Origin of the sequence: Prevotella heparinolytica (genome assembly GCF_004342845.1) — a bacterium.
Lineage (GTDB): Bacteria > Bacteroidota > Bacteroidia > Bacteroidales > Bacteroidaceae > Bacteroides > Bacteroides heparinolyticus.
The window spans coordinates 16640-28888 of the sequence record NZ_SLXB01000033.1; the positions used below are offsets into that span (position 1 = coordinate 16640).

Annotated in this window: 7 protein-coding genes; 5 read left to right on the plus strand and 2 right to left on the minus strand. The window is 43.0% G+C overall.

Annotated elements, in window-relative coordinates; translation table 11 throughout:
* Positions 1-29: 29 nt before the first annotated feature.
* A complete protein-coding gene (locus tag EV202_RS13640) occupies positions 30-2336 on the minus strand; it encodes an ATP-dependent helicase (RefSeq protein ID WP_131927455.1) in 2307 nt (768 codons plus the stop codon).
* Positions 2337-2461: 125 nt separating this feature from the next.
* Between EV202_RS13640 and EV202_RS13645 the strand changes: the two genes are divergently transcribed.
* Together EV202_RS13645 and EV202_RS13650 are read left to right on the plus strand one after the other, a co-directional pair.
* On the plus strand, positions 2462-3082 hold the full coding sequence (locus tag EV202_RS13645; protein WP_174704380.1) for a superoxide dismutase: 621 nt from the start codon (positions 2462-2464) through the stop codon (positions 3080-3082).
* Between the two features lie 165 nt (positions 3083-3247).
* Entirely contained in the window at positions 3248-3856 is a 609-nt protein-coding gene (locus tag EV202_RS13650) for a thiamine phosphate synthase (protein WP_106068442.1), read from the plus strand.
* A 15-nt stretch (positions 3857-3871) separates the two neighbouring features.
* On the opposite strand, the gene EV202_RS13655 is transcribed toward EV202_RS13650, so the two are convergent.
* The gene (locus tag EV202_RS13655; RefSeq protein ID WP_131927456.1) at positions 3872-4750 is read right to left on the minus strand and encodes a sensor histidine kinase; all 879 of its coding nucleotides are present in this window, start codon (positions 4748-4750) and stop codon (positions 3872-3874) included.
* Between the two features lie 250 nt (positions 4751-5000).
* Between EV202_RS13655 and EV202_RS13660 the strand changes: the two genes are divergently transcribed.
* Genes EV202_RS13660 through crcB form a run of 3 tightly spaced genes read left to right on the plus strand, consistent with a single transcriptional unit; the run spans position 5001 to position 11607 of the window.
* On the plus strand, positions 5001-8255 hold the full coding sequence (locus tag EV202_RS13660; RefSeq protein ID WP_131927457.1) for a UvrD-helicase domain-containing protein: 3255 nt from the start codon (positions 5001-5003) through the stop codon (positions 8253-8255).
* A gap of 45 nt (positions 8256-8300) precedes the next feature.
* Positions 8301-11216 carry a PD-(D/E)XK nuclease family protein gene (locus tag EV202_RS13665; RefSeq protein ID WP_131927458.1) on the plus strand — a complete coding sequence of 972 codons (2916 nt, stop codon included), beginning with the start codon at positions 8301-8303 and terminating at the stop codon, positions 11214-11216.
* Positions 11217-11229: 13 nt separating this feature from the next.
* Positions 11230-11607, plus strand: a complete 378-nt coding sequence (gene crcB, locus EV202_RS13670; RefSeq protein ID WP_131927459.1) for a fluoride efflux transporter CrcB — start codon at positions 11230-11232, stop codon at positions 11605-11607.
* Positions 11608-12249 lie beyond the last annotated feature (642 nt).

A 12249-nucleotide genomic window follows, 5' to 3' on the forward strand; every position in this document is an offset into this window, starting at 1 on the left:
TTATCCGGATACGTCTTACGGTCACTATTCTATCCTATCACCTTGAAACGCGCAAAGTGCAACAAAAGTTGTTTATCTCCCGCATTTTTAAAGCGAATAGTGGCTTTAGCATTATCTCCCTCACCTTCCATTTTCAACACTTCTCCTATGCCGAAGCGTTCATGTTCAATCAGTTGTCCTTCCATAACTCCACTGATAGAAACACCGGATTGAGACGTTGTTCCTGCCGAATCAGAGGCAGGCATCACTCGTTTCAAATTACGAGGAACGGCCGGAGATATAACCTGTTGCTTCGGACGCATCATCCCTTCCTCTCTCTTTTTATAAGAGAAATCGTTATGCACATCTTCCCCCATTCTAAAGGAGAGATTTGTATTAGGCAAATGCAAAAATCGTACGTCTATATCTTTCAGGAAGCGACTGGGACTTCCAAATTCCATTTTACCAAACCTGAAACGAGTCTTTGCATAAGATAAAAAACAATGTTCCTCCGCACGTGTAATAGCCACATAGAACAGTCTGCGCTCTTCTTCCAATGCGCGGACAGATTCTCCAATCATTGCACTAGGGAAAAGATTCTCTTCCATTCCCACCACAAAAACATTCTTGAACTCCAGTCCCTTGGCAGAATGAACCGTCATTAAAGTTATCTTCTCATCATCGTTCTTATCCGAATCCTGATCTGTCAATAATGAAACTTCCGACAAGAAATCAGCCAAAAAGATATCCGGATTTCCTTCCTCTTGCCGCCGAGCACAAAAATCACTCATGCCATTCACCAATTCCTCTATGTTCTCCCTACGGCTCAAATTTTCCGGCGAGTTATCCTGACAGACATCATTGATGATACCCGACCGGCGAATAATATCGGAACCAATCTCGTAAGCATTCTTATCAGCCGCACATGCCATGAAGCCAGATATCAATTCGTGAAAGCCTTGCAACTTCCCTGTCGTACCTTTCGTGAAAGTCAGTCCATAGGTCAATGGTTCGCAAAGTATCGTCCATAAGCTGACATTGTGCGTCGTAGCAGCTGCAATGATTTTACCTACTGTAGTATCACCGATGCCACGTGCCGGATAATTGATAATACGCTTGAATGCCTCCTCATCATTAGGGTTTATGATCAATCGGAAATAGGAAATCACATCCTTGATTTCTTTACGCTGATAAAACGACAAGCCACCATATATACGATATGGCATTCCTCGCTTACGCATAGCTTCTTCAAAAATGCGACTCTGTGCATTAGTACGGTAAAGTATCGCAAAATCAGAATAAGCATACTGTTTTTCTCGACGCAATTCAGCAATTTTATTTACCACAATATCTCCTTCTTCCACATCACTGTAGGCTTGATAAACGCCAAGTGCCTCCCCCTTCTCTTTTTCAGAAAAGACCTCTTTGCGTATCTGCCGTTGATTCTTCTCTATCAAGCTATTGGCCGCACAAACAATGGTTTGAGTAGAACGATAATTCTGTTCTAATTTAAATACTTTGGCACTGGGATATATCTTGGTGAAAAACAAGATATTGTCGATATCGGCCCCACGAAAAGAGTAAATACTCTGCGCATCATCGCCTACTACACATACATGCTGATGGTTCTTGCCCAACTGTAGTACAATGCTATGTTGTGCGAAATTAGTGTCTTGATATTCATCTACCAAAATATAACGGAATTGTTCCTGATAACGGGCAAGTACTTCCGGATGATCTTGAAACAGTAAAAAGGTGTAGAAAAGTAAATCGTCAAAGTCCATGGCATTTGCCTGCTTGCAACGTGCCCAGTATCTTTGATATATGTCGCGAAGGGCAGGTACTTTTGCAGCACGATCTGCCTCATAGGCTTCTTTACTGTTTGCATACCCCGCAGGGGAAACCAAATGATTCTTGGCATTTGATATACGTGCTTGAACCAATCCGGGTTTGTATATCTTTTCATCCAATCCCATCTCTTTTATGATAGAATGTATCAAACTCTTACCATCTGCCGTGTCATATATGGTAAATTGCGAAGTAAAACCAAGATGAACAGCCTCAACATGCAAGATACGCAAAAATATGGAGTGAAAGGTTCCCATCCATAAATAACGCGCGCGGTCTGTGCCCACTTGACACGCTATGCGCTCTTTCATCTCACGTGCCGCTTTATTGGTAAAGGTCAATGCAAGAATATCCCAAGGCTGGTAACCATTCTCCAGCAGATAGGCTATTTTATATGTCAGTACACGCGTCTTTCCAGAACCGGCACCGGCTATCACCAATGACGGACCATCATTGTAAAGCACCGCTGCGCGCTGTCCTTCATTCAGTTCCTGTATATAATCGGGCATATTACGTACAATCTTAAAATAGAGTAATTTTGCAGCAAAGATAAATAAAGCTTCTGAGACCTGCGAACATTTTTCATCTTATCGTGTTTAATACAATAAAGTTCCAAAATTTAATAATTGAACTTATGAATACATTATTAATGACTTTAATGCTAACAATTATGACGTATGAAATGCCAAAACTTCCTTATGCAAACAATGCATTGGAACCTGTAATCAGTCAGCAAACTATAGATTTCCACTATGGCAAGCATTTGCAAGCCTATGTCAATAACCTCAATAACCTTGTTCCAGGAACAGAATATGAAGGTAAAGATTTAGTGACCATTGTTTCCACAGCGCCGGATGGTGCCATCTTTAACAATGCAGGGCAAGTGCTGAACCACACTTTATATTTCTTGCAATTTTCTCCAAATCCGGAACAAAAAGAACCTACCGGCAAGTTGGCTGAAGCTATCCAACGCGATTTCGGCAGCTTTGAGAACTTCAAGAAAGAATTCAACGCAGCAGCTGTAGGTCTATTCGGTTCGGGATGGGCATGGCTTTCAGTGGACAAGAACGGTAAACTCCATATCACTAAAGAAGTGAATGGAAGCAATCCTGTACGTTCCGGTCTGACTCCGTTATTAGGATTCGACGTATGGGAGCATTCCTACTATCTTGATTATCAAAATCGCCGTGCAGACCATGTGAACGAGTTATGGAAGATTATCGACTGGAAAGTAGTAGGTGACAGATTGAAATAAATCATTTTAGAATTTATCAACTCTTGTTTAAAACGCATCTCTGAATATAATTTTGAGGTGCGTTTTTCTACCTAAAGCCTCTAACTAACATCTTTTAAAGAAAATCCTTAGTCCCGACGATAAGTAATCATTAATTTTGCTACACTAATTCGTTTAACAAACAAGATGAAGCTTATTGTAGTTACGGCCCCCACATTCTTTGTGGAAGAAGACAAGATTATCACTGCGCTTTTTGAAGAAGGATTGGATATCCTGCATCTAAGAAAGCCGGAAACCTCTGCCATGTATTCAGAACGTCTTCTGACACTGATACCCAAACAATACCATAAACGCATTGTCACCCATGAGCATTTTTACCTTCAGGAAGAATTTAATTTGATGGGAATTCATTTGAATGCCCGTAACCCGAAAGAACCGCACGATTTTTCCGGTCACATCAGTTGTACTTGCCATTCGCTGGACGAAGTAAAAAGCAAAAAGCATTTTTATGATTATTTATTTCTAAGTCCGATATTCGACTGTATCACCAAAGACGGGATATCTTCCGGTTTTGAAGCCGAAGAACTCAGACAGGCTGGAAAAGAAAAAATAATAGATCATAAAGTCATGGCTTTAGGAGGTATAACCCCTAACAATATATTAGAAATTAAGGATTATGGCTTTGGCGGTGCAGTTGTGGTGGGTGATTTATGGAATAAATTCAATGCTTGTACCGATTGTAACTATCTGGAGATTATCCGACATTTCAAAAAGCTCAAGGAAATGGCTGATTGAGTGAATAGCACTCAATCAGAATTTACCATATTCTTTGTACTCCATGCTGCCCGGTAAGGTAAAATAGAATGTTGATCCTTCTCCTTTTTTAGATTCTACACCAATACCCCCACCATAATGTTCTATAATAGACTTGGTGATGGAAAGCCCCAATCCGGTTCCCTTTATATTATAGTTCATTTTTACAAAACGTTCAAAAATGGCATGTCGTCCTTCGTCATCAATACCACATCCCGTATCTGCCACATAAAAATAGTAATTACCGTTACTCAGTCTTCTGCTTCCCACCGTCACGCTACCTTTCTCAGTGAATTTCAGAGCATTCTCCAATAGGTTCTCCATAACCTGAGCAAAACGTTTGCGGTCTGTCTTCAGCCTGCATTGCGACAACCTTTCCTGATATTCAACTTTTATTCCACTAGGATGCGAGCGTCTATTCTCTGCTGCACACACCTCATCAATAAGAGCATTTATATCTACCTCTTCATCATTATAGTCAAAAGTTTTTGCTTCTATCTTAGAATAGTCCAACAAATCATTAACGATTCTCAGCAAAGATTCTTTATTGTCATTTATTTCTTTTAAGAAAGACATACGTGTCTCTTTATCTAATCCATCCATCTCGGCAAGCATAGTGGTGAATCCTACGATGGCATTTAAGGGAGTACGTATTTCGTGTGTCATATTAGCAATGAATGCCGTTTTCAACCGGTTAGCTTCTTCCGCGATATCATTTATTTTCTGAAGAGCCTTTACCTGCTTATTCTTACTGACATAAAACACAACCATAACTGTAAGCATCAGAAGAATAATCAAAGTAAAAGAAATCCATAAAGCTTCTTCCTTATGGATAGGCCCTATTCCCCAAGCAAAAATGGCAAGCATGTGTATCATAATTACGTCGTTCTCTCGTTATTTCTTTCAAGGAAGCAAAGATATAATTAAAACATTAAAGAATAAAAAAAGGGAAGTACAGTTTTTACACAAAATACGTTAACAGTAAGGCTTTAAAATCAATAAATCTTGCACTTTCAAAACTGCAATTTGATTGATAGCGTTCGAGAAAGATTTAGTATTCCTTTCCAGGGAACAAACATATCATGATTTTTATATACATTTGCAGATAAACTTGTTGCAAATTTACATGGAACTATTAGTATATAAAGCTTCCGCAGGATCAGGAAAGACCTTTACGCTGGCTGTGGAATACATCAAGCATCTGATAATCAATCCTCGCGCCTACCGCCAAATACTTGCCGTGACTTTCACCAACAAAGCTACGGCAGAAATGAAAGAACGAATCTTGCAACAACTCTACGGCATCTGGAAAAGTGTTCCGGAATCCGATGCTTATCTGAAACGTATCAAAGATGACATGGCAGCAACTCATTATTTGCAAGCTGCCACACCGGATAGAGAGATCGAAGAATTGCGACAACGTGCGGGGATGGCATTGCAATATATACTTCATGATTACAGCCGCTTCCGTGTAGAGACTATTGACTCTTTTTTCCAGTCTGTTATGCGCAACCTGGCCCGCGAGCTGGAACTAAGTCCTAATCTGAACATAGAACTAAGTATAAACGAAGTGCTGAGTGAAGCCGTAGACAGCCTTATCGAGAAACTTACTCCCACCTCACCTGTGCTGGCCTGGTTACTGGACTACATAGACGAACGCATCCGCAATGACAAACGCTGGAATGTATCAAACGAAATCAAAAGTTTCGGGTTCAATATATTCAATGAAAGCTATATCGAACGAGGTGAAGATGTGAGGGCATGCCTGCGCATACCTGACACGTTGAAACTCTATCGAAATGTGTTGCACGAAATGGAAACAGAAGCTTTGGAGCAGATGAAAGGTTTCTACGAACAGTTTGAAGGCAAATTGGAAGGACACGCACTCGTGCCGGAGGATTTGAAAGGAGGTTCTCGAGGTATAGGCAGTTACTTCCGAAAACTTCGCGACGGCAGACTGACAGACAAAGATGTGCTGACCGCCACGCTGCAAAACTGCCTGGCCGATGCCCGAAACTGGGCCGCAAAGACTTCTCCTCGGAGAGACGATATCATCCGGCTGGCAGAAAACAGCCTGCTACCGCTATTACAAGATGCCGAACGATTACGACCACAAAAAAACCGCACCATCAACAGTTGTCGCCTTTCATTACAACATCTCAACGAGTTACAACTGCTCAATCATATTGATGAAGAGGTGCGTACGCTGAACCACGAGCATAATCGTTTCTTACTGTCTGACACCAACGCTTTGTTGCACAAGTTGGTGCGCGAAGGAGACTCTTCTTTCGTTTTCGAGAAAATCGGCGCCAACATACGCAACGTAATGATTGACGAGTTTCAAGATACAAGCCGTATGCAATGGGACAACTTTCGCTTACTGCTACTCGAAGGCCTCTCGCAAGGAGCCGACAGCCTGATTGTTGGAGATGTGAAGCAATCCATCTATCGCTGGCGCAACGGAGACTGGAGCATTCTGAACGGTTTAGGACATACTAAATTAAACAATTTTCCCGTCCGTGTAGAGACTCTGAAGACAAACCGACGGAGCGAGACAAACATCATCCGTTTCAACAATCTGTTCTTCACCACCGCAGTGGAGTATCTCAACACCCTACATCTGAACGAACTGAATGAAGAGTGCCACCCTTTGAAACAGGCATATGCCGATGTGATGCAAGAATCCCCAAAAGCAGAAGCACACGGCTACGTAAAGGTCTCTTTTCTTGAACCGGACGAAGAACATGATAACACGGAACAGTCTCTTCTTGCTATGGGAACAGAAGTGCAAAGATTGCTTGAAGAAGGCATACAACCCAACGACATCACCATTCTTGTACGCAAAAACAAGAACATTCCTCTTATAGCCGATTATTTCGATAAGGAACTTCAGCTACCCGTTGTTTCAGACGAAGCTTTCCGACTGGATGCCTCTCTCGCCATCTGCATGCTGATAGACGCCTTGCGCTATCTGTCCAATCCGGAAGATAGAGTTTCAAGCGCTTCACTCATCGCTAATTACAAACTACAAATCCTTAAGGAAGAGAATAATCCTTCTTTCCATCTTGACACCCTATTGACAGAGCAACCCGAATTACAGCTTCCCAAGACCTTCATTTCTCGTCTAGAGACCTTGCGTCTGATGCCTCTGTACGAACTGCAGGAAGAATTATTCAGCATATTCGACATGGGACGTATCGAACAACAAGATGCTTATCTCTTCTTCTTTTTTGATGCTGTGACGGAGTATCTTCAAAGCAATTCGTCCGATTTGGACAGTTTCATCCGCTATTGGGAAGAGACGCTTTGCAGCAAGACCATCCCCGGCGGTGAGATGGACGGAATACGCATCCTTTCCATCCACAAATCAAAAGGGCTGGAGTTCCATACCGTACTCATCCCGTTCTGCGATTGGAAACTGGAGAACGAAACCAATAATCAGTTAGTATGGTGCACTCCTCCCGAAGCACCTTATAATGCCATCAGCCTTGTTCCGGTGAACTATTCAAGTACAATGGCAGAGTCCGTCTATCGGCAAGACTATCTGCACGAACGTCTGCAACTATGGGTAGACAACCTCAACCTTTTGTATGTAGCCTTTACCCGTGCGGGAAAGAATCTTATCCTTTGGAGCAAGAATGGGCAAAAAGGGACTGTATCCGAACTGCTTGCCAATACTTTGCCACATATTGCCAATAACGACGAAGGGAGTTGGGATGAAGAGACGGCTGTTTATGAAAACGGACGGATTTCTCCATCTACCCTCACAAAAGCAGATTCTCTTCATAATGTTCAGGACAGAAGTGTCATCAATAAATTCTCTCAAAAAGCCGTCAAACTCCCCATTCACATGGAAAGCATGCTTCATGACATCGAATTCAGGCAATCCAACCGCTCGGCCGACTTCATTGCAGGAATAGACGAAGCCGAATCCGACCGTCGTTTCATCAACCGCGGACGACTACTGCACACTCTGTTTTCTGCCATCGAAACAGAGAAAGATATCGACAATGCCATCAGCAGACTTGTGTTCGAAGGGATCATTGGCCAAACTGAAACAGAAAAGGAAATACGTGCATTGACCGCACGCGCTTTCTCCTTGCCTCAAATCAAGGACTGGTATTCGGGCACATGGCAACTCTTCAACGAGTGCGACATCATTTGGCAAGAGAACGGAACACTCCGAACCCGGCGTCCGGACCGCGTAATGATGCGCAATGAAGAAATTATCGTAGTGGATTTCAAATTTGGAAAGCCCAACAAAAAATACAACAAGCAGGTGAAAGATTATATGCAACTTCTTGCCCGCATGGGATATGCTTCTAACAAAATCGAAGGCTATCTGTGGTATGTGGAAGAAGAAATCATTGAGAAAGTATAACTCACTCCCCAATCAGCCAAATATTCAAAGAGCAATATAGAGAACATGAAACCATTCCTTCAATTAGTCGCCAAAGACCTCTATTCCAAAATAGGAAACGATTTGTCGCACACAGCCATCGTTTTTCCCAACAAACGTGCCGGCCTGTTTTTTAACGAATATCTGGCAGCAGAGACCGACCATCCTTTGTGGTCGCCTGCATACGTCAGCATCAGTGAACTCTTCCATCAACTATCATCCCTGAAGTTGGGCGACCCTATACGGCTGGTGTGCGAACTGTACAAAGTATTTCGGGAAGAAACACGCAGCGAAGAAACGCTTGATGATTTCTATTTTTGGGGCGAATTACTCATCAGCGACTTTGATGATGTAGACAAAAATCTTGTGGATGCAAGCAAGCTCTTCACCAATCTGCAAGAGTTGAAGAATATAATGGACGGATATGACTTCCTTGATAAAGAGCAAGAAGAAGCAATCCGGCAATTCTTTCTAAACTTTTCCATAGAAAAGCGTACAGAACTGAAAGCCAAGTTTATCTCACTTTGGGATAAATTAGGCGATATATACCGGCACTACCGTACCAACCTCTCTAAACTTGGCATTGCCTACGAAGGCATGATGTATCGCAACGTCATGGAACAACTGGATACCAACCACCTGCGCTACGACCGCTATGTATTTGTTGGATTCAATGTGCTGAATAAAGTGGAAACCCAATTCTTCAAACTCTTACAAGATGCCGGGAAAGCGTTGTTCTATTGGGATTATGATGTATGCTATACCACCCTTCCCCGCTTACAAACGCCTCCCTACACCCACGAAGCCGGCGAATTCATTTTACGTAACCTGAGCAGCTTCCCCAACCAACTGCCGGAAACCGCTTTCGACGTGATGAGAAAACCTAAAAACATACGTTACATCTCTTCTCCCACAGAAAATGCACAGGCACGTTATCTGCCACAGTGGATTGAAGAAGTCACCCGCCATTACCCTACTGAAGAGAGCCAAAGCGAACAAAAAACGAAAGAAAAAGAAAATGCCGTTGTTCTCTGCAATGAAGCATTGTTGCTTCCTATTCTTCATTCCATTCCGCCCGAAGTAAAAAACGTAAACGTCACCATGGGATTTCCATTGGCGCAGACACCCGTGTACAGTTTTATCAACGCATTAACAGAACTGCAGACCACCGGTTATCAGGCAAAATCCGGACACTACACCTACAATGCCGTGCTTGCAGTCTTGAAGCATCCTTATGTTCGTCTTCTCTCTTCGTCAGCAGAGGGTTTGGAAAAGCAACTAATTAAAAACAATCGCTTCTACCCTCTGCCATCCGAACTGAAGCAGGACGTTTTTCTGGAGCAGGTTTTCACTCCGCAAAACGGCATTGCCGCTCTATGCGGTTATCTCACCGAGCTGCTTCGCGAAGTGGCCGTAGTCTATCGTCAGGAAAAAGAAACGGAAGATATCTTCAACCAACTCTATCGCGAATCTTTGTTCAAGAGTTACACCCTTGTCAATCGTCTGCTTAACCTGATTGAAACCGGCGAGTTGAGTGGCCTGAAACCGGATACATTGAAGCGCCTGCTGAATCGCCTGCTTACTTCCGCCAATATTCCTTTTCATGGCGAACCGGCCATTGGCATGCAGGTAATGGGGGTGCTGGAAACGCGTAACCTTGATTTTCGCAACCTTATCATACTCTCTCTCAACGAGGGACAGTTGCCCAAAGCCGGTGGAGAATCCTCTTTTATTCCCTACAATCTGAGGAAAGCTTTCGGCATGACCACTATCGAACATAAAAATGCGGTTTATGCCTACTACTTCTACCGCCTCATCCAAAGAGCTGAAAATGTCACCTTATTATATAATTCTTCTTCCGACGGACTGAATCGTGGAGAGATGTCCCGCTTCATGCTCCAGCTTTTGGCGGAATCACCCTATAATATTTCACAAGAATACCTTGAAGCCGGACAATCCCCTCAACAAAGCCGTCCCATCGATATTGCCAAAACTCCGGAAATGCTGCAACGGATGTACGATGCCTATGATGTCCGGCGTCATCCCAACAACTTCTTCTCTCCATCAGCTCTCAATGCCTATTTAGATTGTCGTTTGAAGTTTTATTACCGCTACGTGGCCGGCCTGAGAGTTCCCGATGAAGTGAGTGCGGAAATAGATTCCGCTCTGTTTGGAACCATCTTCCATCATGCTGCCGAATCCATCTATAAAGATTTGATTTCCAACAGTAAAGATATAAAAAAAGAGGATTTGGTATTATTGCTGAGAAATGAAGTCAAACTCCAAATATACGTGGACAATGCTTTCAAAGAAAAGTTTTTCCACGTGCCCCAAACAGAGCAACCGGAATACAACGGCACGCAACTTATCCATTCCAAGGTTATCGCCTCCTACCTGCGCCAACTTCTGCGCAACGACTTGCAATATGCCCCTTTCCGCATGGAAGGAATGGAAGAAGAAGTAAAGGAGATCGTAGAAATTGATACTCCGCAGGGAAAGCTTTCTTTGCAGATTGGAGGAACCATAGACCGGATGGACAGCAAGGAAGGAACATTACGCATCGTTGATTACAAGACAGGAGGGATGCCCAAAACTCCCGAAAACATTGAGCAACTGTTCACTCCTGCCGAGAATCGTCCCACTTATATTTTCCAGACGTTCATGTATGCAGCCATCATGTGTCGCCGACAATCCTTGAAAGTAGCCCCCTCACTACTCTATATACACCGTGCAGCCTCTGAAAGCTACTCACCGGTCATAGAGATGGGAGCACCTCGACAGCCTAAAATCCCGGTAAACAACTTTGCTTTCTTTGAAGAAGAATTCCGCGAACGCCTGCTCAACCTGCTGCAAGAGATATATGACCCGAAAGAAACTTTCAGTCAAACGAAAGACAACAAGAAATGTGAGTACTGCGATTTCCGAAGACTCTGTAAAAAATAATTAGCAACAATCTATGCTCAAAACACTGATATACATTTTTCTTGGTGGCGGCACGGGCAGCGTGCTGCGATATTCGATACAACTGGCACTGCACGAACGGATAGTGCCCTACTCTTTCCCGTGGGCTACTTTTGCAGTCAACGTCCTCGGCAGCTTCCTCATAGGTTTGTTCTACACGCTGTCGTCCCGTTTCAACCTCTCTGCCGAAACACGTATATTGCTCACAACCGGACTATGCGGAGGATTCACCACCTTTTCTACCTTCAGCCATGACGGACTTGTGCTGATAAGACAAGGATTCTACGGAATGTTTTTGCTATATACCTTATTGAGTATAACTTTGGGAATCTGTGCCGTATGGGGCGGTGGAGCTTTCGGACGTTGGCTCTGATTCAGGGAGATGCCATTCCCATTTCTCGTAAACACATCCGTAATGCCTATCTTTGTAAACGCTCTGAATACTAAACCAAGCCATTGGCGGATATCAATCATTAAGTTGTGTATTGCACTAATAGAATAAACTTCATGTATTCATAGAACAAAACCGTTTGTGACAAACAGTAAACTTATTCGCAGCCTGAATACATCTCTGTTCGCGCAGTGCGAACAGAAATCCGCAACCTGCGGACAGACGTTCGCAACGTGCGAACAGATATTCGCGCAGTGCGAACAAAGGTTCGAGAATAAAAGTGAAGGGAGACTCGTAAGTTGAACAGACTCTTATGGTATGCCTGGAGGCATTGAAACGCAGTCAGTGTGGACAACATAAAGTAGGACAACTACCGAATAGAAAAGTTTTAGCGGATAATAATCAGAAAGAGAGAAGTCTTAGAATTCAGGTAAGTTTTAGAATCAACTCGAATTCGGCCAACCCAAAGAAACATTATCTTGAACATTTTCGATTTTAGCTTGTTATTTAGAATGATTACATTTAAATACATTGCTGTCCGCTAAAACATTTTCTAGTGTATAAGATTTAGGGCTGGTACTTCGTGAGTGAAGTATCAGCCCTTTTGGTTATCTTTGAGCTGCA